22 protein-coding genes are annotated in these 22,000 nt (G+C 70.9%); 14 read left to right on the plus strand and 8 right to left on the minus strand.

The window, feature by feature from the left end; translation table 11 throughout:
* Positions 1 to 170 precede the first annotated feature (170 nt).
* From ACFC09_RS39410 to ACFC09_RS39420, 3 genes are all read left to right on the plus strand, one after another.
* Positions 171 to 635, plus strand: coding sequence for a molybdopterin-dependent oxidoreductase (locus tag ACFC09_RS39410; protein ID WP_376536764.1), 465 nt, complete (start codon positions 171 to 173; stop codon positions 633 to 635).
* Between the two features lie 20 nt (positions 636 to 655).
* Positions 656 to 1,591 carry a LysR substrate-binding domain-containing protein gene (locus ACFC09_RS39415; RefSeq protein ID WP_376536766.1) on the plus strand — a complete coding sequence of 312 codons (936 nt, stop codon included), beginning with the start codon at positions 656 to 658 and terminating at the stop codon, positions 1,589 to 1,591.
* A gap of 101 nt (positions 1,592 to 1,692) precedes the next feature.
* The gene (locus tag ACFC09_RS39420; RefSeq protein ID WP_376536768.1) at positions 1,693 to 2,853 is read left to right on the plus strand and encodes an NAD-dependent formate dehydrogenase; all 1,161 of its coding nucleotides are present in this window, start codon (positions 1,693 to 1,695) and stop codon (positions 2,851 to 2,853) included.
* 91 nt (positions 2,854 to 2,944) lie between these two features.
* On the opposite strand, the gene ACFC09_RS39425 is transcribed toward ACFC09_RS39420, so the two are convergent.
* The 3 genes from ACFC09_RS39425 to ACFC09_RS39435 all read right to left on the minus strand — a co-directional run bounded on the left by ACFC09_RS39425 (position 2,945) and on the right by ACFC09_RS39435 (position 6,121).
* Positions 2,945 to 3,343 carry a molybdopterin-binding protein gene (locus tag ACFC09_RS39425; RefSeq protein WP_376536770.1) on the minus strand — a complete coding sequence of 133 codons (399 nt, stop codon included), beginning with the start codon at positions 3,341 to 3,343 and terminating at the stop codon, positions 2,945 to 2,947.
* Positions 3,344 to 3,543: 200 nt separating this feature from the next.
* Complete coding sequence (locus ACFC09_RS39430) at positions 3,544 to 4,062, minus strand: hypothetical protein (RefSeq protein WP_376536771.1); 519 nt, start codon at positions 4,060 to 4,062, stop codon at positions 3,544 to 3,546.
* Positions 4,063 to 4,165: 103 nt separating this feature from the next.
* Entirely contained in the window at positions 4,166 to 6,121 is a 1,956-nt protein-coding gene (locus ACFC09_RS39435) for an amino acid transporter (RefSeq protein WP_376536773.1), read from the minus strand.
* Positions 6,122 to 6,495: 374 nt separating this feature from the next.
* Here ACFC09_RS39435 and ACFC09_RS39440 point away from each other — a divergent pair, with 374 nt between their 5' ends.
* The 5 genes from ACFC09_RS39440 to ACFC09_RS39460 are packed head-to-tail and all read left to right on the plus strand — an operon-like array spanning position 6,496 to position 11,277.
* Positions 6,496 to 6,720 (plus strand): hypothetical protein, encoded by a 225-nt coding sequence (locus ACFC09_RS39440; protein WP_376536775.1) that lies wholly within the window; start codon positions 6,496 to 6,498, stop codon positions 6,718 to 6,720.
* Positions 6,717 to 6,806: a K(+)-transporting ATPase subunit F gene (kdpF, locus tag ACFC09_RS39445; RefSeq protein WP_376536777.1), complete on the plus strand. Its 90-nt coding sequence runs from the start codon at positions 6,717 to 6,719 to the stop codon at positions 6,804 to 6,806. The genes ACFC09_RS39440 and kdpF overlap by 4 nt, the downstream gene beginning before the upstream one ends.
* Positions 6,807 to 6,814: 8 nt before the next feature.
* Positions 6,815 to 8,476: a potassium-transporting ATPase subunit KdpA gene (kdpA, locus tag ACFC09_RS39450; protein WP_376536779.1), complete on the plus strand. Its 1,662-nt coding sequence runs from the start codon at positions 6,815 to 6,817 to the stop codon at positions 8,474 to 8,476.
* Positions 8,476 to 10,638 carry a potassium-transporting ATPase subunit KdpB gene (kdpB, locus tag ACFC09_RS39455; protein ID WP_376536781.1) on the plus strand — a complete coding sequence of 721 codons (2,163 nt, stop codon included), beginning with the start codon at positions 8,476 to 8,478 and terminating at the stop codon, positions 10,636 to 10,638. Before kdpA ends, kdpB begins: the two co-directional genes overlap by 1 nt.
* Positions 10,639 to 10,644: 6 nt before the next feature.
* The gene (locus ACFC09_RS39460; RefSeq protein ID WP_376536783.1) at positions 10,645 to 11,277 is read left to right on the plus strand and encodes a potassium-transporting ATPase subunit C; all 633 of its coding nucleotides are present in this window, start codon (positions 10,645 to 10,647) and stop codon (positions 11,275 to 11,277) included.
* 12 nt (positions 11,278 to 11,289) lie between these two features.
* On the opposite strand, the gene ACFC09_RS39465 is transcribed toward ACFC09_RS39460, so the two are convergent.
* Positions 11,290 to 11,481 carry a DUF5999 family protein gene (locus tag ACFC09_RS39465; protein ID WP_376536820.1) on the minus strand — a complete coding sequence of 64 codons (192 nt, stop codon included), beginning with the start codon at positions 11,479 to 11,481 and terminating at the stop codon, positions 11,290 to 11,292.
* Positions 11,482 to 11,885: 404 nt separating this feature from the next.
* A complete protein-coding gene (locus tag ACFC09_RS39470; RefSeq protein ID WP_376536784.1) occupies positions 11,886 to 12,470 on the minus strand; it encodes a hypothetical protein in 585 nt (194 codons plus the stop codon).
* A gap of 556 nt (positions 12,471 to 13,026) precedes the next feature.
* Between ACFC09_RS39470 and ACFC09_RS39475 the strand changes: the two genes are divergently transcribed.
* Both ACFC09_RS39475 and ACFC09_RS39480 read left to right on the plus strand, forming a co-directional pair.
* Positions 13,027 to 14,544: a glutamate--cysteine ligase gene (locus ACFC09_RS39475; protein WP_376536786.1), complete on the plus strand. Its 1,518-nt coding sequence runs from the start codon at positions 13,027 to 13,029 to the stop codon at positions 14,542 to 14,544.
* Positions 14,545 to 15,179: 635 nt separating this feature from the next.
* Positions 15,180 to 15,980: a CPBP family intramembrane glutamic endopeptidase gene (locus ACFC09_RS39480; RefSeq protein WP_376536788.1), complete on the plus strand. Its 801-nt coding sequence runs from the start codon at positions 15,180 to 15,182 to the stop codon at positions 15,978 to 15,980.
* Between the two features lie 51 nt (positions 15,981 to 16,031).
* Here ACFC09_RS39480 and ACFC09_RS39485 read toward each other — a convergent pair whose 3' ends face one another.
* Positions 16,032 to 16,841: a PhzF family phenazine biosynthesis protein gene (locus ACFC09_RS39485; protein ID WP_376536790.1), complete on the minus strand. Its 810-nt coding sequence runs from the start codon at positions 16,839 to 16,841 to the stop codon at positions 16,032 to 16,034.
* A 213-nt stretch (positions 16,842 to 17,054) separates the two neighbouring features.
* Here ACFC09_RS39485 and ACFC09_RS39490 point away from each other — a divergent pair, with 213 nt between their 5' ends.
* The gene (locus ACFC09_RS39490; protein WP_376536792.1) at positions 17,055 to 17,666 is read left to right on the plus strand and encodes a PadR family transcriptional regulator; all 612 of its coding nucleotides are present in this window, start codon (positions 17,055 to 17,057) and stop codon (positions 17,664 to 17,666) included.
* Between the two features lie 193 nt (positions 17,667 to 17,859).
* Here the strand turns inward: ACFC09_RS39490 and ACFC09_RS39495 are convergent, their stop codons facing one another.
* Both ACFC09_RS39495 and ACFC09_RS39500 read right to left on the minus strand, forming a co-directional pair.
* Complete coding sequence (locus ACFC09_RS39495; RefSeq protein ID WP_376536794.1) at positions 17,860 to 18,288, minus strand: SRPBCC family protein; 429 nt, start codon at positions 18,286 to 18,288, stop codon at positions 17,860 to 17,862.
* 248 nt (positions 18,289 to 18,536) lie between these two features.
* A complete protein-coding gene (locus ACFC09_RS39500) occupies positions 18,537 to 18,725 on the minus strand; it encodes a hypothetical protein (protein WP_376536822.1) in 189 nt (62 codons plus the stop codon).
* 198 nt (positions 18,726 to 18,923) lie between these two features.
* Here ACFC09_RS39500 and ACFC09_RS39505 point away from each other — a divergent pair, with 198 nt between their 5' ends.
* The 3 genes from ACFC09_RS39505 (at position 18,924) to ACFC09_RS39515 (ending at position 21,904) form a co-directional block, all read left to right on the plus strand.
* Positions 18,924 to 19,565 (plus strand): Clp protease N-terminal domain-containing protein, encoded by a 642-nt coding sequence (locus ACFC09_RS39505; protein ID WP_376536796.1) that lies wholly within the window; start codon positions 18,924 to 18,926, stop codon positions 19,563 to 19,565.
* Positions 19,566 to 19,775: 210 nt separating this feature from the next.
* Positions 19,776 to 20,774 carry a DMT family transporter gene (locus ACFC09_RS39510; protein ID WP_376536798.1) on the plus strand — a complete coding sequence of 333 codons (999 nt, stop codon included), beginning with the start codon at positions 19,776 to 19,778 and terminating at the stop codon, positions 20,772 to 20,774.
* Between the two features lie 176 nt (positions 20,775 to 20,950).
* Complete coding sequence (locus ACFC09_RS39515; protein ID WP_376536800.1) at positions 20,951 to 21,904, plus strand: DMT family transporter; 954 nt, start codon at positions 20,951 to 20,953, stop codon at positions 21,902 to 21,904.
* Positions 21,905 to 22,000: the final 96 nt, after the last annotated feature.

Raw genomic sequence — 22,000 nt, forward strand, 5'->3', positions numbered from 1 at the left:
TCGCGCCCAGCAGCGGCCCTACTGCTGCCGTGCCGCGATGATACTGCCGCATCTGCGAGGCGTAAGTCTTCTGTCGCATCGCATGAGCTGGGACAATGCCGAACCAAAGTATGCATGTGCGTTTGTACGGGACCGCGTCGCGGGTACCGTCATCCAGGAGGTGGTCGCTCGTGACGCTCGCCGAACTCACCCTGACCGGCGACCTGGCCCGGCCGGTCCGCCTCACGGTGCCGGATCTGCTCGGCTGGCCGCAGCACCGGGTGCGGGTCAGCTTCGAGTGCGCCACCAGCGGAATGCAGCACCACCGGTTCACCGGTCCGCTGCTCTACGACGTCCTGTCCGACGCGGGGCCCGGCTTCGATCCCGTGCGGCGCAAGGACCGGCTGCGCTTCCTCATCGCGGTCAACGGCGCGGACGGGCACCACGCCCTGCTGTCCTGGGCCGAGATCGACCCCGACTTCGCCCATGAGCCGGTGCTGCTCGCCGTCAGCATCGACGACACCCCGCTCGACCGGCACGGACCCCAGCTCGTGCTGCCGCAGGACCGCTGCGGGGCGCGGCACATCAGCGGCATCAACGGGATATGCGTGGACGGCCACTACCACCGCGCCGCGGAGCCCGCAGCCGCCGTGTAGTCTCCCGATGGAGGCCATGCATGCTGCTGCGTCAGCTGGAATATCTCGTCGCGCTCGCCAGGGAGCGCCACTTCGCCCGCGCGGCAGCCGCCTGCTTCGTCTCGCAGCCCTCGCTGTCGGCCGCGATCCGCCGCCTGGAGCACGAGCTGGACGTGCCGATCGTGCGGCGCGGCCGGCGGTACGAGGGGCTGACCCCCGAGGGCGAGGTGGTGCTCGCCTGGGCGCAGCGGATCCTCGCCGAGCGGGACGCGCTGCGGCAGGAGCTGTCGGCGCTGCGCGGCGGGCTCACCGGCACGCTGCGGCTCGGCGTCATTCCGACCGCGCTGCCCGTCGCCTCCCTGCTGACCACCCCGTTCTGCGAGCGGCATCCGCGCGCCCGGGTCACGATCGAGTCGCTGTCGTCGGCCGACATCACCCACGGACTCACCGAGTTCGAACTGGACGCCGCGATGACGTACCTCGACGACGACACCCTGCGGCACGTACGCCGTCATCCGCTGTACGAGGAGCAGTACGTCCTGCTCACCCCGCTCGACGGCCCGCTCGGCCAGGTCGCCACGGCCCGTTGGGCGCAGGCCGGCGCGCTGCCGCTGTGCCTGCTGGTGGGGCGGATGCGCAACCGCCGGATCATGGACGAGTTCTTCGCGGCCGACGGCGTCACCGTGGCCCCCGCCATCGAATCGGACAGCGTGGCCGGGCTGTACTCCCATCTGCGCGGGGGCCGTTGGTCCAGCGTGATCTCCCACACCTGGCTGCACATGTTCGGCGTACCCGAGGGGATGCGTGTGGTGGCCCTCGAAGGGCCCGCGCACGGGCCGCGGGTCGGACTGGTCGTCGCCCGCAGCGAACCCCAGTCCGTGCTCGCCGAGGCGCTGGTGAAGGTCGCCCGGGAGACCAGGGTGCAGGACGCGCTGGACGAACTGCTGCGCACCTACCTCGGCGGCCGCGACCGATAGCCGGGAGCTATCCGGGTATAGCGAAGTTCGCTTTGACCAGGGCGTTCGCCGCGGGGATCGTGAAGTGCACCTTCCCGCAACGGAGTTGAGGAGCCGCGACCATGGCCAAGGTGCTCTGTGTCCTGTACGACGACCCGACCGGCGGATACCCGACCTCTTACGCCCGGGACGGCCTCCCGGTGATCGACCGCTACCCGGGCGGCCAGACCACCCCCACCCCCGAGGCGGTCGACTTCACTCCGGGCCACCTCCTCGGCAGCGTCTCCGGCGAACTCGGCCTGCGCCGCTACCTGGAGGCGGCCGGACACACCCTCGTCGTCACCTCCGACAAGGAGGGCGCCGGTTCGGTCTTCGACCGTGAACTGCCCGACGCTGACATCGTCATCTCCCAGCCGTTCTGGCCCGCCTACCTGACCGCGGAGCGCATCGAGGCGTCCAAGAACCTCAAGCTGGCGGTCACCGCGGGCATCGGTTCCGACCACGTCGACCTGGATGCCGCGATCGCGCACGGGGTGACGGTGGCCGAGGTGACGTACTGCAACAGCATCAGCGTCGCCGAGCACGTCGTGATGTCGATCCTCGCGCTGGTCCGCAACTACCTGCCGTCGCACCGGGTGGCGGTCGAGGGCGGCTGGAACATCGCGGACTGCGTGGCCCGTTCCTACGACCTGGAGGGCATGCACGTCGGCACGGTGGCCGCCGGGCGGATCGGGCTCGCCGTACTGCGCCGGCTCGCGCCCTTCGACGTCGCGCTGCACTACACGGACCGGCACCGGCTGCCGCGCGAGGTGGAGGAGGAACTGGGGCTGACCTTCCACGAGAGCGCCGCCGACATGGCGCCGCACTGCGACGTGGTCACCATCAACGCACCGCTGCACCCCGAGACGGAGGGGCTGTTCGGCGACGAACTGCTCGACACGATGAAGCGCGGCGCGTACCTCATCAACACCGCGCGGGCCCGCATCGTCGACCGGGACGCCGTCGACCGGGCGCTGCGTGACGGGCGGTTGGCCGGTTACGCCGGTGATGTGTGGTTCCCGCAGCCCGCTCCGGCCGACCATCCCTGGCGGACGATGCCGCACCACGGCATGACCCCGCACATCTCCGGGTCCTCACTGTCCGCGCAGGCCCGGTACGCGGCCGGTACGCGGGAGATCCTGGAGTCCTGGTTCGCGGGCCGGCCGATCCGTGAGGAGTACCTGATCGTGGACGGCGGTGCGCTGGCCGGGGCCGGGGCGCACTCCTACTCGGTGGGCGGCTGAGGCTGCCGGACGCCGTCCTGTTCGGTGGGCGGCTGAGGCAGGTGGAGGCTGTCCTGTTCGGTGGGCGGCTGTGGCCGGTGGAGGCCGCCGCTCACACGCGGTCGATGTGCACGTTCGTCGACTTCACCCGGGCGGTGGCCTCCATGCCGACCTCCAGACCGAGTTCCTCGACGGCCTCCCGGGTCAGCAGCGAGACCAGCCGGTGCGGGCCCGCCTGGATCTCGACCTGGGCGGCGACGTCACCGAGCTTGATCGCGGTGACGATCCCCGGGAAGGCGTTGCGGACCGACGTGTACGAGGCGTCCTCGTCGCCCGTGCCCGCCGTCCTGGCCAGCTCGACCGAGAACGCGGCGAGATCCCTGCCGTCGATGAGCCGCCGCCCGGCTTCGTCGCGATGGGTCGTCACCCGACCCGCGTCGGCCCAGCGGCGGGCGGTGTCGGGGCTCACGCCGAGCAGCCGCGCCGCCTGGCCGATCGTGTAGGACTGCATGCCGGTCACGATAGGGCTACGAGCCGGGATCGGCGCAGTTGGGGCGGGCTGTCGGGTACAACGCGATACATCGGAGTACCGGGCATCGGCGCACGGGCGCGGAACCCCGTCCAGAGGCGGCGGTGTCCGGCCGGCGCGGGAACCGGGGCATCCGTGTTCACGGCCGGGCGGTGGCGGGTCGCTCCGGCCGCGTCGGCGGGTCAGGACATTCCGGACGCCTTGAGCACGGCCCTGGCCCCCTCGTCGTCGATCGCCCGCTCCAGCCGGTGCAGTACGTCCGCGCCCTGGAGCAGGGTGCCGTTCCGCAGCGAGTGGCGCAGTCCGGTGTCGACCTCGTGCCAGAGGAACGGATTGGTGGCGAGGACCCGGGTGTCGAGTTCGAGGCGCCCGCCATGGACGTCGCGGAAGATCAACTGCGAGGCGGCGCCCTCGTACTGGCGGACCCCCACCAGCGCGTCCGTGCGGACCGTCCGCCGGGACAGCGGACCGCGCACGGACAGCCAGCCACGGCCGGCGGCGACCCGGGGCGGCAGCAGGAGCAGCCCGATGGCGGCGGACAACGCGAGCCACAGCACCGCGCGCACCGGTGTGAAGGTGCCCGCCGCGCAGTCGGTGAGGACGGTCAGGGCACCGAAGGCGACCGCGCAGACAACTGCCAGCCGGGCGCTGCCGCGCCAGTGGCGGTCGCCGGCCGGGGCAGGGGATGCGCCGCGTTCCATGTAGCCGAATCTAGGCCGCTCGGGCTGCCGCGACATCTCGTGCTGATGGGGTTCTGACGCCGGCCGGGCGCTTCTTGACGGCCCTCTGACGTGGGCGTTCCCGTCAGCCGGTGTGGACGCGCGGGCGCCGGCCGCGGTCCGGCTCCGCCTCGCGCAGCACCTCGCGGGTGACCGGGGCGACCTCCCCCTGGCCGAACATGAAGAAGCGCAGGAAGTTGGCGAAGGGGTTGCCCTCGGTCCACTCGAAGTAGATGTGCGGGGTGCATCCCGTGACGTCCCGGACGTGGAGCAGGAGCGCGGCGAGGGCGTTGGGGATGGAGGCGGACTCCAGGGTCAGGACGCGGTAGCGGTTGTGCAGGACCTCGCCGTGCACCGTCAGACCCGCCTCGAACTCGGACGGGTCGGTGACCGTCACCTCGACGAAGACGAAGTCCTCCTGCTCGGGGAAATCGTTGTCCGTGCGGATCTGCTCGACCTTGTCGCGGTACTCGGCCTTGTCGCGCCGGTCGGGCTCATTGGCGATGAAACGTATCTTCCGACTGGCCATGTCCCGGACGAACCGAGCCGCCATGTCGTCCAGGGTCACGCTCGTCACGCGCAGTTCGAAGGCCCTGGCCAGCCGGGACAGCAGCGAGACCAGGATGATGCCGGCGATGAAGCAGGCACCGATCTTCACACCGTCCGGGCGCTCGATGACGTTGGTGACGGTCGTATAGAGGAAGACGGCCGAGACGACGGTGAACGCGATGGCCCACTTGCGCTGTCCCGCCTTGCGCGAGGCGATGGTCACCGCGATCGCCGCGGAACTGATCAGCACCAGCACACCGGTGGCGTAGGCGCCGCCCTGCGCGTCGACGTCGGCGTTGAAGATCCAGGTCACCAGGAACGCGATGAGGGTGAAGACGATGACCATCGGGCGCACCGCGCGCGCCCAGTGCGGGGCCATGCCGTAGCGGGGGAGGTAGCGCGGCATGAGATTGAGCAGACCCGCCATCGCGGAGGCACCGGCGAACCACAGGATCGCGATGGTCGAGACGTCGTACACCGTGCCGAAGGTGTTGCCCAGGTACTCGTGCGCGAGGTAGGCGAGCGCGCGCCCGTTGGCCTGGCCGCCGGACTTGAACTGGGCCGCCGGGATCAGCAGCGTGGTGATGAAGCTGGTGGCGATCAGGAAGCAGCTCATGATCAGGGCCGCGGTGGTCAGCAGCTTCTTGGTGTCCCTGATCCGGCCGGTGGGGCGCTCCTCGGTGTCGGCGGGGTCGCCCTGGACGTGCGGCATGACGGCGACCCCGGTCTCGAAGCCGGAGAGGCCGAGGGCGAGCTTGGGGAACACGATCAGGGCCAGCCCGATCATGACGAAGACATTGCCGTGCTGCGCGGTCAGGGCGCCGGACCAGTCGGTGATGACGTGGCCGGCCGTGGCGACGTGCCACAGGCCGTCGACCACGACGACGAGGTTCAGCACGAGGTAGATGCCGACCAGCGCGACGGCGACCCCGATCGCCTCCAGGAAGCCCTTGAGGAACACCGCGCCGAGCAGGGCCACCAGGATCAGGGTGATCAGCATCTGCCGGTCGTGCAGGACGCTGTGCAGATGCGGGTTCTCGATCAGGTGGGTGGAGGCGTCGGCGGCCGACAGGGTGATGGTGATCAGGAAGTCGGTGGCCGCGAAGCCCAGCAGCGTCAGGACGAACAGCTTGCCCTTCCAGAACGGCAGCAGCCGCTCCAGCATCGCGATCGAGCCCTGGCCGTGCGGGCTCTCCTCGGCCACGCGCCGGTACACCGGCAGGGCGCCGGCCAGCGTGACGATCACCAGCACGATCGTCGCCACGGGGGAGAGCAGACCGGCCGCCAGCGCGGCGATGCCTGGCTGATAACCGAGGGTCGAGAAGTAGTCCACGCCGGTCAGGCACATCACCCGCCACCACCGTTGCCCCTTGTGGGCGGGCGCCGGTTCGGCGTCGGGTCCGGTCAGACCGCCCTTCCTGCCCATGTCGGACAGGCCCTCCAGCATCCAAGCGCGCAGCCGCCCGGTAGGAGGGTGTTCGGTCGTGGCCATCGGGGGTGCTCCTGACGTGCTGCTGAGCCCTGGTTTTCGGCCATCATCCGGACGGCTGCACCAGCGTAAGCAGAGAGTGACGCGTGAGCCTGTGGATCAGCAGGTCCGGGACATCAAGCTTGCGTTAAGAAACACCTGGCGGGCGGCGTCGGCACCGCGCGGGTCGGGGTGGGTCCCGGCGGTCGCGTGTTGGGCTGTATGGCGGAAGCCGGCCGTCGCGCGCGGGGCGGATGCCCAGCCGTGCCTCCGTACCCCGCTCGGCCGCCCCGTCCTGCGCCGGAGCACGCTCGCCGACCGGTCCGTGGGGTGGTGCGCAGGCGCCGCGAGGAACCGGTGACGGGGACGACCGGAGGCGGGGGCCGCTCCGCTCCGGCATGCTCGACGACATCGTCAAGGCCCCGTCAAAGGAGATCCGCGGCGCCGTATGGAATCCGTCAGCGGGAGCGACCTCCTCCCGCAGGGAGTCCGCCCTTGTTCCGTACCTGTTCCCCTTCGCATCGTTCCGGGAGTTCGTGATGGCAGATGTCGCTTTCGTCGTCACCACGATCGTGCTGTTCGCGCTGGTGGCCGTCGTCGCCAAGGGGGTGGCGAAGCTGTGACCGTCGAGAACGTCGTCGGTCTGGTCGTCGCCGTTCTCCTGCTGGTTTATCTCGTCCTCGCCCTGATCTTCCCGGAGAGGTTCTGAGTGCCGATATGGGTCCCGTGCCGGCCGGTGTGCTGCAGTCGCTCGCCCTGCTGGGCGCGCTGTCGCTCGTCCATGTTCCGCTCGGTTCCTATATGGCCCGGGTGTATTCCGCCGACCGGCACTGGCGGGTGGAGCGGTGGGTCTACCGGGCGATCGGGGTGAATCCGGATACGCAGATGCACTGGCCCGCGTATCTGCGTGGCGTGCTGGCATTTTCCACGGTCGGTGTGCTGTTCCTGTACGTGGTGCAGCGGGTGCAGGGTGTGCTGCCGGGTTCGCTGGGTTTCTCGTCCGTGGATCCGGCGCAGTCGTTCAATACGGCTGTGTCGTTCGTGACGAACACGAACTGGCAGTCCTATTACGGCGAGCAGACCATGGGCCATGTCGTCCAGACGGTGGGTCTGGCGGTGCAGAACTTCCTCTCCGCGGCCGTGGGTATGGCGGTCGCGGTGGCACTGGTACGTGGTTTCGCCCGTGTGCGCACCGGCGATCTGGGGAATTTCTGGGCCGATCTGGTCCGGAGCACCCTGCGGATTCTCTTGCCATTGGCGGTGGTTGCCGCGGTGGTGCTGGTGGCGTGCGGGGCGATCCAGAATTTCTCCGGTATTCATGAGGTCGGACAGTTCACCGGGGGATCGCAGCAGTGGGGCGGGGGTGCGGTCGCCTCCCAGGAGGCGATCAAGGAGCTGGGGACGAACGGCGGCGGGTATTTCAATGCCAACAGCGCGCATCCCTACGAGAATCCGACGCCGTTCTCGGACCTTTTCGAGATTTTCTTGTTGCTGGTGATTCCCGTCGCGATGACCCGTACCTTCGGTTTGCTGGTCGGCTCGGTCCGGCAGGGCTACGCGATCCTCGGGACGATGGCCGTGATCTGGGTGGGTTTCGTGGCGCTGATGATGTGGACCGAGTTCGCGCATCAGGGTCCGGCCCTGGAGGCCGCGGGGGCCTCGTCGGAGGGCCAGGAGGTCCGTTTCGGGGTCGGCGCGTCGTCGGTCTTCGGGGTGTCGGCGACGGTGACGTCGACGGGCGCGGTCAATTCCTTCTTCTCGTCGTTCACGGGGCTCGGTGGCGGGATCGCCATGCTCGGGATGATGTTGGGCGAAGTCGCACCGGGCGGTACCGGGTCCGGACTGTACGGGATTCTGATCATCGCGGTGATCGCGGTGTTCATCGCCGGCCTGATGGTGGGGCGTACGCCTGAATACCTGGGCAAGAAGATCGGTTCCCGGGAGATCAAGCTCGCCGCCTGCTACATCCTGATCACCCCCGCGTTGGTGCTGGTTTTCGCGGCGCTGGCGATGGCGTTGCCCACCCCGCGGCATTCGATGCTGAATCCGGGCGCCCATGGGTTCTCGGAGGCGCTGTATGCATATACGTCGGCGGCGAACAACAACGGTTCGGCGTTCGCGGGGCTGAATGCGAATACGGACTGGTTCAACACGACGACGGGCCTGGTGATGCTGCTGGGCCGTTTCCTGCCGATGGTGTTCGTGCTGGCGCTCGCGGGTTCACTCGCCGGGCAGAAGCCGGTTCCGGTGACTGCGGGCACCCTGCGCACGGAGAAGCCGTTGTTCACGGGGCTGCTGGCGGGCGCGGTTCTGGTCATCACCGGTCTGACGTACTTCCCTGCGCTGGCGCTGGGTCCGCTGGCTGAGGGGCTGGCGTGATGACGGCTCAGGTACCGGACGACGGCCCGAAGCAGGAGGGGCTCGGGCAAGAGGCTTCGGCGTCCACCTCCTCCACTCCCACCAGGGCGCCGCACAGCGACGTACCCACCGGGCACAAGCCTGTCGGGGGACGGGTAGGAGCGGGTCTGTTCGATCCCCGGCAACTGGTCAAGTCGCTGCCGGAGGCGTTCCGCAAGCTCGACCCGCGGGTGATGATCAAGTCGCCCGTGATGTTCGTGGTGTGGGTCGGCTCCCTGCTGACCACGGTCTTCTCCTTCAAGGATCCGGGTGACTGGTTCGGCTGGGCGATCAGTGCCTGGCTGTGGTTGACGGTGGTCTTCGCGAACCTGGCGGAGGCGGTGGCGGAGGGTCGTGGCAAGGCGCAGGCGGACACGCTGCGCAAGGCCAAGACGGACACCGTGGCCCGCCGTGTCGTGGGTGGTGCGGAGGAGCAGGTGCCGGGTACCGAGCTGCGGATCGGTGATCTGGTGGTCTGTGAGGCGGGTGAGGTGATTCCGGGTGACGGTGATGTCGTCGAGGGCGTGGCGAGTGTCGACGAGTCGGCGATCACGGGTGAGTCGGCGCCGGTGATCCGGGAGTCGGGTGGTGACCGGTCGGCGGTGACGGGTGGGACGAAGGTGCTGTCCGACCGGATCGTCGTGAAGATCACGACGAGGCCGGGTGAGACGTTCATCGACCGGATGATCGGGCTGGTGGAGGGTGCGGCGCGGCAGAAGACGCCGAACGAGATCGCGCTGAACATCCTGCTGGCGTCGTTGACGATCGTGTTCCTGCTGGCGTGTGCGACGCTGCCGCCGTTCGCGGACTTCGCGGGTACGCATCTGACGATGGTCGTGCTGGTGGCGCTTTTGGTGTGTCTGATCCCGACGACGATCGGTGCGCTGCTGTCGGCGATCGGTATCGCGGGGATGGACCGGCTGGTGCAGCGCAATGTGCTGGCGATGTCGGGGCGTGCGGTGGAGGCGGCGGGGGATGTCTCGACGCTGCTGCTGGACAAGACGGGGACGATCACGCTGGGCAACCGGCAGGCGGCGGAGTTCTTGCCGGTGCGGGGGACGACGGAGGCGGAGGTCGCGGACGCGGCGCAGTTGTCGTCGCTGGCCGACGAGACGCCGGAGGGCCGGTCGGTCGTGGTGCTGGCGAAGGAGCGGTACGGGCTGCGGGAGCGGCATCAGGGTGAGCTGGTGAACGCCGAGTGGATCGCCTTCACCGCGCAGACCCGCATGTCGGGTGTCGACGTCGACGGCCGCAAGGTCCGCAAGGGCGCGTCGGCCTCGGTGATCGCCTGGGTCCGTGACGAGGGCGGCACGGTCGCCGAGGACGCGGACAGCACGGCGAGCCGCATCTCCGCGGCCGGCGGCACTCCGCTGCTGGTCGCCGTGAAGGACGAGCACGGCGCCCGGGTCCTGGGCGTCATCCACCTCAAGGACGTCGTCAAGGACGGCATGCGGGAGCGGTTCGGGGAACTGCGCCGCATGGGCATCAAGACCGTCATGATCACGGGTGACAATCCGCTGACCGCCAGGGCGATCGCCGAGGAGGCGGGTGTCGACGACTTCCTGGCGGAGGCGACGCCCGAGGACAAGATGGCGTTGATCAAGCGGGAGCAGGCGGGCGGCAAGCTGGTCGCGATGACGGGTGACGGCACCAATGACGCGCCGGCCCTCGCGCAGGCGGACGTGGGTGTGGCGATGAACACGGGGACGTCGGCCGCCAAGGAGGCCGGCAACATGGTCGACCTCGACTCCAACCCGACCAAGCTCATCGAGATCGTGGAGATCGGCAAGCAGCTCCTGATCACCAGGGGTGCGCTGACGACGTTCTCCATCGCCAACGACGTCGCGAAGTACTTCGCGATCATCCCGGCGCTGTTCGCGGCGGTCTACCCGGGCCTGGACAAGCTGAACATCATGCGGCTGTCCTCGCCGGACTCCGCGATCCTGTCCGCGGTGATCTTCAACGCGCTGATCATCATCGCGCTGGTGCCGCTGTCCCTGCGCGGGGTGCAGTACCGGCCGGTCAGCGCCGACAAGCTGCTCCGCCGCAACCTCGGGATCTACGGCATCGGCGGCCTGATCGCGCCCTTCATCGGCATCAAGATCATCGACCTGCTCATCTCCCTCATCCCCGGAATCGGGTGACGCATCATGAACTTGTCCATGGGCAAGACCGCACGTCTGCTGGGTGCGGGGCTGCGGGCCTTGATCGTGCTGACCGTGGTGACGGGCGTCGTCTATCCGCTGGTGATCACCGGTATCGCCCAGGGACTGTTCAACAACAAGGCGAACGGCTCCGAGATCAAGGCGCACGGCAGGGTCGTCGGCTCCGCCCTGATCGGGCAGCAGGACTACGCCCTCGACTATTTCCAGCCGCGCCCGGCGAACGGGCTGAGCACCAACACGGTCAACAAGCAGTACAAGCTGTTGGTGTCCGGCGCCACGAATCTCGCGGCCGACAACCCCAAGCTCGTCGCCTCGGTCGAGCAGGCCAAGGCCAAGATCGTCAGGGACAACTCCACGCCGGGCTACGAGGTGCGGCCCTCCCAGGTGCCCGCGGACGCGGTGACCTCGTCCGGTTCCGGCCTGGACCCGGACATCTCCCCGGCCTACGCGCGACTCCAGGTGCACCGGGTCGCGGACCGTAACCACCTGTCTACCGCCCAGGTGGAGAGGCTCGTCGAGGAGCACACCTCCGGTCGCACCCTCGGGTTCATCGGCGAGCCCAGGGTGAACGTGCTCCGGCTCAACATCGCGGTCAGGGAACTGGCCGGGCAGAGCTGAGGATCCGACCTGTCAGGCGGCCGTCAACGCCTGGCGGTGCGGTGCGATGACCTGGCCGTCGGGCAGGAGTTCACCGGTGTCCTCGAAGAGGAGAACGCCGTTGCACAGCAGGCTCCAGCCCTGCTCCGGGTGGTGCGCCACGAGGCGGGCGGACTCCCGGTCGGCGGACTCGGCGGTCGGACACGGTGGTTGGTGCTGGCACATGAGTGGGATCTTTCGCTGTGTCGTGGTCATGGCTGTCCCCCGTGATGATGAGTCGGTCGGAATCCAGTTTTCCCGTCTGGGCGTCGATCCGCAGGGATTTCACCGCACCGCTTCTTCACAGGTTGATGACGCATCGCGCACGCGTATGGTTCAACGCGCGCGGGCGGCAACCGGAGGGCTCCTGCGGCGGGTTGGTCCTGGCCTGCGGAGCTGAGCGCGGTGCCGGAAGGGGCCGCGCCGCCCGTCGTCCGCGCCGCCGGCACGCGGTTCTCCTCCCTTGGGTGTCGCCGCTGCCGTGGCGTACGTCGTCCGGCCTGCTCAGCGGCCCGACCGGAACACCGGAAGGGGGAGGCGCGCCCCGCCTCCGGGTGGCGGAGGCGGGGCGCGGGTGGGGACGGGGCGGGTCAGGCGGGTGAGCCGAGCAGGGGCGCGGGGGTCACCCGGAGAGTGAGGACCGGCAGCAACTCGGCCACCCGGTGCGGGCGGTGGGCCGCGATCCCGGGCGGTGCCGGTGCCAGCGGCACCAGCAGGTCCGTTGCGACCGGATGGCCCTCGGCGCCGTCCGCCGTGCAGTCCCCGTGCAGCCACAGTGTGAGCATGTACAGGCCCGGTACGGACAGCAGACGCGGCTGGTACGTCTCGGGCAGCGCCTCGGCCTGACGCAGTGCGCGTTCGGTGGACGCGATGTACGGACCCTCGAAGAAGCGCGAGAACGCCCAGCCGTCCGCGGTCAGCATGGTCTCCGCCGCGGCCACCGAACGGCCACCGGAGCGAATCAGGAATCGCCAGCCGGTCAGCCGGGTGGCCGACGCGCCCTCCGCGGTGATCCTGTCCAGCACGTGTACGGGCAGCGGGAGTTCCGCGGTGGTGGGTTGCTCCGCGTTGCGCAGGGAGGGCGTCGGGGCCTCGCGGACGGCGGTGGGGGAACCGAGGGCCGTGAGGACGGAGCGCAGTGCGGGTGCGGGGGCAGGGGGTACTTGCAGCGGCATGGTGGGTCGCCTCTCTCGTTCGACAGGCGCGAGGGCGCGAGGGCGGGGGCGGACGACACTGTCAGCTCGGTGGAGGTCAGAGAGGCGGGGGCCCGGGCCGGTGAGCGCGGCGCGGGCGAGGACCTGCCGCACGTCACCTGACGGCAGGAATCGGGACCGTGGGCGCCAGCCTTCTGCCTGTCGGTGGAGTTTATACGACAAATGTTCAGCCGATGTTTCAGCTAACCGTTGCGTGTGAATAGAGCAAGGCGTTAATCGGTCGCCGATTCGCGGTATTCATGCCGATTTCTTGCCCGGTCCGCCCCTGCTGACCTCGGAATACGCTCCCCCTGCGGTCGGCCGAATGCCGTCGGCATTTTTCACGAGGTCCGCGGGGCACTCGGAGCGGCGGGCTCCTTCATGCCCCGTGAATGTGCCGCAGGCCACAAACGACAGACTAGCGGGCTCCGGCGCCGCGCGGGACGTTATCGATCGCTTCGGCTGGGCATCATCCAACCTGACCCGGTACCACCGGCGGCCGTATGCTCGGCCCGCCCATCCGAGGAGGGACGCTTCGATGGGGGAGAAGGTCGTGGCGGGGCAGTTCGACCTGTCCGAGCGCCGGCGCCACCGAGAAAAGCTCGCCCGGTGCCTGACGGGACTGGAGCGACTGCTGGTCGAGAAGCGGTTCGACCGCCCGAAGAACCTCATGGGCGTAGAGATCGAGTTGAATCTCGCCGGGCCGGACGGCATGCCCAAAATGCTGAATGGACAAGTGCTTGAACGTATCGCGAGCCGCGATTTCCAAACAGAACTCGCCATGTTCAATCTGGAAGTCAACATAGCTCCACACCGATTGGGTGGCCGGGTATTCGACCGGCTCGCCGAAGAACTCCGTACCTCGCTCGCCTACGCCGACCGGAAGGCGGGAGAGGTCGATGCCGGCATCGTGATGATCGGTATTCTGCCCACCCTCGGCCGCGACGACCTCGTCTCCTCCAACCTCTCCGAGGCCGATCGCTACGCGCTGCTCAACGACCAGATCGTGGCCGCGCGCGGCGAGGACTTCCTCCTCGACATCGCGGGGGTGGAGCACCTCGTCTGCACCTCGAAGTCGATCGTGCCCGAGGCGGCCTGCACCTCCGTACAACTGCACCTCCAGGTCACCCCGGCGCGCTTCGCCGACGTCTGGAACGCCGCGCAGGCGGCCTGCGCCGCCCAGATCGCCGTGGGCGCCAACTCGCCTTTCCTGTTCGGCCACGAACTGTGGCGTGAGTCCCGGCCGCCGCTGTTCCAGCAGTCCACCGACACCCGCCCGCCCGAACTCCAGGCCCAGGGGGTACGGCCGCGCACCTGGTTCGGCGAGCGGTGGATCTCCTCGGCGTACGACCTGTTCGAGGAGAACCTGCGCTTCTTCCCGGCGCTGCTGCCGATGTGCGACGACGAGGACCCGCTGGCGGTGCTCGACGCCGGAGGCGTGCCCCGGCTCGCCGAACTCGTCCTGCACAACGGCACGGTCTACCGCTGGAACCGCCCGGTCTACGGCATCGCGGACGGCGTACCCCACCTGCGGGTGGAGAACCGCGTCCTGCCCGCGGGCCCGACGATCACCGACGTCATCGCCAACGCGGCCTTTTACTACGGTCTGGTGCGCGCCCTCGCCGAGGAGCAGCGGCCGGTGTGGACCCGGATGTCCTTCGAGACGGCCGAGGCCAACTTCGACGCCGCCTGCCGGTACGGCATCGACGCCCGCTTCGTCTGGCCGCGGCGGGGCCGCTACGGCGGTCCCGGAGAGGTCGACGCGGTCACCCTCGTCCGCGACGAACTGCTGCCGCTGGCCGCGGCCGGCCTGGACGCATGGGGCGTCGAGGCCGCCGACCGGGACCTCTATCTGGGTGTCATCGAGGAGCGCTGCCGGCGCCGGGTCAACGGCGCCTCCTGGCAGGCGGCGACCTTCCACCAGGCACTGGCCCAGGGCATGTCCCGCGACGCGGCCCTGGCGGCCACGACCCGCCGCTACGCCCAGTTGATGCACGTCGGCGAGCCGGTCCACAGCTGGCCGGTGGGACTGCCGCAGCCGGCCCCGCTCGGCTGAGCGGGGCCGCGGGCGGTCACCGGTCGGCAGGCCGACGGAGGGTGCCGCGCCGGGCCCTTCGGCGAGACCATCGGGCGCCGGGCCTGGGGCGAGGGGTGAGGGGTGCCTCGTCCGAGCAGGTACGGGAGCCTCGCCCGACAGGCAGGCGCGGGAGGAAGTGACGCGCCGGACCACGGATCACGGATCACGGACCACGGGGCGCGGGGCGGGGAAGGAAGGAAAGAAGGAAGGGAAGGAAGGGGCCAGGGACGGCACCCCGGCTGGAACCGCAGGCAGCCGTCCCGCGCCGGCGGGGGCCGCCGACTGTCCGGCCGGTGACCTCCGACGGCGCCTCTGGCGGTGACCTGCGCGGGACACCTGCGCCGGGCACGCGCCCAGCGGCCGTCGAAACGGGGAGGGGGCCGCCCGCGCGCGCCCGATGCGCATCGGGCAAGCTGTGACGTCCCAGGCCCGGAGGCACCCGCCTCGGCGGACCTCGGCCCGGGATCCGGCCGCGGGTCGTGCCCGGGGTGGACACGCCCCGTACGGCGTCCGCCACCCGGGGCGGCCTGTCGCGCACGATCTTCGTGACTTCTGCCGGGACCCTGGCTGGGCGAAGATATGCGTGGAGCGGGACTACTCAGCTGGAGGCAGGTGTGCAGGTGGAGGCGGACCCGGAGGCCGGTTCTGTGCCGGGGAGGCGGTCCCCGCGGCGGGTTCTCCGGGACGAGACGCTGCTCGTACTGGGGCTTTCGCTCGGTGCGAGCGGAGTGTCCGCGCTGATCAGCTTCATCGGATCGGTCACGAAACCGGGTGGCCTCAAGGACCAGGCCGCGACCCTGAACGCCTCGGCCGCGCCGGGCCGTCCCTGGTTGGACCTCGCCTGGCAGCTGTTCGGCATCGCGACGGCGCTCATCCCCGTCGCGCTCGTCGCGCACCTCCTCCTGCGCGAGGGCGAGAGCCTGCGCACCCTCGGCTTCGACCGCACCCGCCGGCTGCCCGACCTGGCCCGCGGAGCCGGGGTCGCGGCCGTGATCGGCAGCACCGGGATCGCCTTCTACCTGGCCGCCCGCGGCCTCGGATTCAACCTCACCGTGGTGCCCGAGGCGCTGCCCGACGTGTGGTGGAAGTACCCCGTCCTGATCCTCTCCGCGTTGCAGAACGCGATCCTCGAAGAAGTGATCGTCGTCGGCTATCTGCTGCGCAGGCTCGGCCAGTTGGGCTGGACCCCGGGCGCCGCGCTGCTGGCCAGCTCCGTACTGCGCGGGTCCTACCACCTCTACCAGGGCGTCGGCGGCTTCATCGGGAACATGGTGATGGGCGTGGTCTTCGTCTGGCTGTACCGGCGCTGGGGCCGGGTCGGGCCCCTGGTGGTGGCGCACTCCCTGCTCGACATCGGAGCGTTCGTGGGATACGCGCTGCTCGCGGGCAAGGTGGGGTGGCTGCCCACGGCGTGAACCGGTCCGGATGGGGGCGTATCCCGCCTCGTACGCCCCCGTGCGCGGACCTCAGACCAGCAGCTCGCCGTCGATGACGGTGACCGCGCGACCGGTGAGCAGCGTGCGTTCGCCGCGCAGCCCGGTACGGACCGTCCCGGAGCGCCGGGATGCCTGGAGGCCGGTGAGGTCGGGGCGGCCCAGGCGTGCCGACCAGTGGGGGGCGAGGGCGGTGTGCGCGCTGCCGGTGACCGGGTCCTCGTCGATGCCCACGTTCGGGAAGAAGCCGCGGGAGACGAAGTCGTAGCCGGGGGCCGGATCCGCGGCGCGCGCCGTGGCGATGATGCCCCGCGCCGCATGGGCGGCCAGCGCCTTGTGGTCGGGGGAGAGGCCCCGGACGGTCTGCTCGTCGGCCAGCTCCAGCAGCAGGTCGCCGACCTGCGGACCGGTGTCGAACGCCGCGACCGGCTCGGCACCCAGTGCCGCGGCCACCCCGGCCGGTACCGAGACGGGCGTCAGCGGGGCGGTCGGGAAGTCCAGGGTGATCGAACCGTCAGCGCCGGGCGTCGCGACGAGCACGCCGCTGCGGGTCTCGAAGCGCACCGGTCCGTCGTGGGCGCCGGTGGTCTGCAGGACGTGGGCAGTGGCGAGCGTGGCGTGGCCGCACAGCGCGACCTCGGTGACCGGGGTGAACCAGCGCAGGGCCCAGTCGGCCGGGCCGCCCTCGGGCAGCCGGTGGGCGAAGGCCGTTTCGGCGTGATTGACCTCCCTGGCGATGTCCTGGAGCCGGTCGTCCCCGGGGAAGGCGTCGAGGAGCATGACTCCGGCCGGGTTGCCCGCGAAGGGGCGGTCGGTGAAGGCGTCGACGATTCGGATGCGCATGCGCCGACGCTAGGGGCTCGGGCGCCCGGTGGGCCAAGGCCAATCCGCGATTCCTGGCCCCGATCCCGATCCCGGACCCGATCCCGGACCCGATCCCGATCCCGATCCCGGACCGGCGGATGGCGGCGAGGCCGAAGAAGGGTTGCCGTAGCGACTGTAGCGATATATCGTTGAGGTATCGCGACAGATCAATGATGGAATGGAGTGTGGGCGATGCGTACCCACGGATTCGAGCGCGGACATCGGCAGGACGGCCCTTCCCGGCACCGCTGGGGCGGCTTCGACGGGCGGCGGGCGGCCTTCGGCCCCTTCGGGCCCGGCGGACCCGGTTTCGGACCTGGGCCCTGGGACCCACGAGGGCGTGGCGGACCGCGCGGCAGGGCCCGGCGCGGCGACGTACGGGCCTCGATCCTGGCCCTGCTCAAGGATCGGCCGATGCATGGATACGAGATGATCCAGGAGATCGCCGAGCGCAGCGGCGGGGCCTGGAAGCCGAGCCCCGGTTCGGTCTACCCCACCCTTCAGTTGCTGGAGGACGAGGGGCTGATCACCAGCGAGAGCGAGGGTGGCAAGAAGCTGTTCTCGCTCACCGGGACCGGTCGCGCCGCGGCCGACGAGGGGCCCGACGCCCCCTGGGAGGAGGCGTCGCGCGGAGTCGACTGGGAGGCGCTCGGTGAGATCCGGCAGGCCGGCTTCGGGCTGATGGAGGCGTTCGGCCAGGTGTGGAGGTCCGGCAGCAAGGAGCAGCGCGAGAAGGCGCTGTCCCTCATCAACGAGACCCGCAAGCGGCTGTACCTGATCCTCGCCGACGAGGACGAGCGCTGAGCGCCGGGCACCGGCGGGCGCCGAGTGCCGGGCGCTGGGCGCTGAGCGCCGGGGCGGTCCGAGGTCCGGGGCGGTGAGCCGCCGCGGGCGTGCGGCGCTCGCGGCCGGAAGGCTCGGGTGTGCGCTCCGGACAGCCGGGAAGGCGCCTCGCGGAACACTCCGCGGGGCGCCTTCCGCGCGTTCGCCCGGCCGCTCAGTTCAGCAGTCCCTCCAGCTTGCGCAGCGACTCGTTCAGGGCGGCGGTCGCCGAATCCTTCAGCTTGCCGGCCATCAGTGAGACGGCGGCGCCGGTGAACTCGCCGTCGATGCGGACCGTCGTGGCCTCGCCCTCGGGGGTGAGCGTGTAGCGGGTCGCGACGGTCACCGCCATCGGGCCCTTGCCGCGGATGGCGAGCACCCGGGCCGGTTCCAGTTCCTCGATGGTCCACTCGACCTCCGCCGGGAAGCCCATCAGCTTCATGTTCTCCTGGAAGGTCCCGCCCACCGTCAGGGGCGCGGGGCCGCCCTTGGGGAAGTTGGTGTGGGTGGCGTTCCACTCTCCGTAGGCCGGCCAGTCCGTGAGCCGGGCCCACACCTTTTCGGCCGGTGCCTGGATGCGTGCCTCCGCGCTGACTTCGGCCATGCGACCACCCCTTCGTGTCGGGCTACGGTGTCGCGGAACGTAGCCGCAGGGCCGCAAACATTCAATACTGATGAACCGTCAGGAAATGCGGAGGCCGTGCCCCCGCCCAGGAGGCCACCAAGGGGCCCAGGGGACCAAGGGGCCCAAGGAAGTCCAAGGAGCCAAGGAAGTCCAAGGGGCCCAAGGAAAACCTGGGCCTACGGAGCCCAGGGTGGCTGGGCTGGTCCGGGTCGGCATCGGCCCCCCGGTCAGCCCACCCGCCGTATCACCGCCGCGTCGAACAGGTCCCACGCGCGCGGAAACCTGCTCTCGTCGTGGCAGTGCCACGCGTCCCAGAACAGGTCGGCGGGCAGCGCGTCCGCCGGGGCGTACACCCGGTAGACGTACTGCCTGCCGTCGATCGCCGGCAGGGCCACCAGCCAGCACCCGCTCTCCACGTTCCTGTGGACGTGCCGCGGCGCGCCGGCGGTTTCCTTCCGGGCGCGGGGCAAGGCGACGCGCGCCCCCGCGGGTAAAACGGCCTGATCTCCTCCGTAAGGAGGAGATTCCGGCCGACGGCGTCCACTTTGTGTGGGACGCAGAAATGCTCCCCACCGGGGATGCCCCGGGCCCACGGGACTGATGGGGTAGGGGATGTGCAACCCCGTGTTCCCCGCCAGCCCGCCCACGACCAGGGCGCAGACCGCGCGGGCGGCGATGCCGGACTCAGTGCCGAACTGGCGGCGGTGGTCGCCGGTGCCCGCCGGAGAGCCGTCCGGGACGGGGACCGGCAGGTCGACACCGCCCATCTGCTGCACTCGCTGCTGGAGTCCGACCCGGACGTGCGCGCCGTCGTCGGCGACGTCCCGCAGAACGCCCGCCTGTTCGGCTACCTCGTGCAGCGCAGCATCGGCTACGGCCTGCGCTGGCAGAACTCCGTGGAGGACTCGGGCCCGATCGCCGTGGTGCGCGCCGCGGAACTGACGGGTCCGGAACTGACCGGAAGGGACCTCAAGGGCCCGGACCTGCACGGCCAGGAGCTGAGAGGTGTCGACGCGAAGGAGGCGGCCGGCTGGTCGCCGCTGGCCGCGGCCGCCATGCGGTCCGCCGTCGCCCGCGCAGTCCTCCGGGGCGCCGGCCGGGCCGACTGCACCGACCTGCTCGCGGCCATCGTCGCGGACCCGCAGTCCCGGGCCGTCGAGGTGCTCGGCCGCGCCGGGGTCGACGTGCCCGGCCTGTTCGCGCGGATCGACGGCCGCTCGGGGAGGTACGCGGCCGGCGGCGGGACGCCCTGCTGAGCCTGGGCGACCCGCCGGGCGCACGGGGCGGGCGGCGCACGCCGGGCGGGCGGCCAGGGCGTGCGGGACTGTCGAATCACGAAGGTAGGGGACGCGCGCCGCGCGCGGAGCGGGCGGTGGCGACCTGTGCGGCGCTACTGACTCCGTCCACTCGGTGAGACAGGTGTCAACGGGGGTGACGGTCATGTCGCCGCCTGTCATCATGGCCCGGTGCGTACCTCTGAGAGCGGACCGGGCGGTCATGGGAAGGGCGTCGGCCTCGGCCTCGCGCTCGGTTCGGCGCTCGCCTTCGGCGGGTCGGGTGTCGCGGCGAAGCCGCTGATCGAGGCGGGACTCGATCCACTGCACGTGGTGTGGCTGCGGGTGGCCGGTGCCGCCGCCGTGATGCTGCCGCTCGCCGTGCGCCATCGCGCGCTGCTGCGCCGCCGCCCGGGACTGCTCGCGGGATTCGGGCTGCTCGCCGTGGCCGGTGTCCAGGCTTGCTACTTCGCCGCGCTCTCCCGTATCCCGGTCGGTGTCGCGCTGCTCATCGAGTACCTCGCCCCCGCCCTGGTGCTCGGCTGGGTGCGGTTCGTGCAGCGGCGGCCGGTTACCCGGGCCGCCGCGCTCGGGGTGGTCCTCGCGGCCGTCGGCCTCGCCTGCGTGGTCGAGGTGTGGTCGGGCCTGAGCTTCGACGCCCTCGGACTGCTGCTGGCCCTGGGCGCCGCCTGCTGCCAGGTCGGCTACTTCGTCCTGTCCGACCAGGGCAGCGACGCGGGCACCGAGGCGCCGGATCCACTCGGCGTCATCGCGTACGGCCTCCTCGTCGGCGCCGTCGTCCTCACCGCGGTCGCCCGCCCCTGGACCATTCACTGGTCGGTGCTCACCGGCAGCGCGCGGATGAACGGCGGCACGGTGCCGGCGATCGCGCTGCTCGCCTGGATCGTCCTGGTCGCCACGGTCGTCGCGTACATCACCGGTGTGCTGTCCGTGCGCCGGCTCTCCCCGCCGATCGCCGGGGTCGTGGCCTGTCTCGAAGCGGTCGTCGCGACCGTGCTCGCCTGGGTGCTGCTCGGTGAGCACCTGTCGCTGCCGCAGTTGGCCGGTGGCTCGGTCGTGCTGGTCGGCGCGTTCATCGCGCAGTCGTCGACGCCCGCCAGGGGCGTCGCCGAGCCCGTGGCGGGCGGGGGCGGGGAACGCGAGTTGTCCGTCCGGCGAACGGCCGCGTAGGGTGCCGCACATGCAGACGAACGCACTCGTCCTTCCGCCTCCGGCCGCCTGAGGCGGGCCTCCGGGACCAGGCCCGGCACCACGCCGGGCCGGACGGTGCTGCCCGCAGATGAAGTCCGCGCGCCCCGCCTGAGCGGGTCGCCTCCCGTACTTCTGCACCTCTGCGGAGAAGATTCGTGTCGAACCCTTCCTTCGGCCTGCCCGTCGGGCGTGGCCTGCTCTACCTGACCGTCGCCGGTGCCGCCTGGGGCACCGCGGGTGCCGCCGCCTCCCTGGTCTACCGGACCAGTGACATGGGCGCCGTCACCCTGTCCTTCTGGCGCTGCGCGGTCGGTCTCGTGCTGCTGCTCGCCGGGCGGCTGCTGCGCCGCGGCGCCCGTCGTCCGGCCGCCGCCGAACCGCTCGGCCGCAAGGCCGTGAAAGCGGTCGCGACCGGCCTCGGCCTGGCCGTCTTCCAGACTGCGTACTTCGCGGCCGTGGCCGCCACCGGGCTCGCCGTGGCGACCGTCGTCACGCTGGGCGCCGGGCCCGTCCTCATCGCCCTCGGCGCCCGGTTCGCGCTGGGGGAGCGGCTGGGCCGCGCCGGGGCCGCCGCCGTCGTCGGGGCGCTCGCCGGGCTGACCGTGCTCACGATCGGCAGCACCGGCGCGACCGTACGCCCCTCGGGGGTGCTGTTCGCGCTGGCCTCGGCGGCGGGCTACTCCGCCATGACCCTGCTCACCCGCTGGTGGGGCCGCCACGGCGGCGCGGACACCTCCGGTACGACCGTGTGGGCGTTCGCGGTCACCAGTCTGTGCCTGCTGCCGTTCGCCCTGGCGGACGGCCTGGTCCCGCACACCGCGCATCCCACGCGGGTCCTGTGGCTGCTGGTCTACATCGCGGCGATACCCACGGCGCTCGCGTACGCCCTCTACTTCGCGGGTGCCGCCGTGGTGCGGTCGGCCACCGTCTCCGTGATCATGCTGCTGGAGCCGGTGAGCGCGGCGGTCCTCGCGGTCACGCTGCTCGGCGAGCACCTGACGGCGGCCACGGTGGCGGGCACCCTCCTGATGCTGGGCTCGGTCGGCGGCCTCGCGGCGGCGGAGGCACGGAGCGCCCGCCGCACGGAGGGCGAACCGGCGTTGGCCTGAGCCTCTTGCCGTCGTGCTCCGGGGCCGGGGTGGTGTCCAGCGGCCGGGACGCCTCGGGGCCGGGGTGCACCCGGACGCGGGCCTGCCCCGGCCGTC

The sequence above is a fragment of the Streptomyces sp. NPDC056161 genome, assembly GCF_042268025.1.
Lineage (GTDB): Bacteria > Actinomycetota > Actinomycetes > Streptomycetales > Streptomycetaceae > Streptomyces.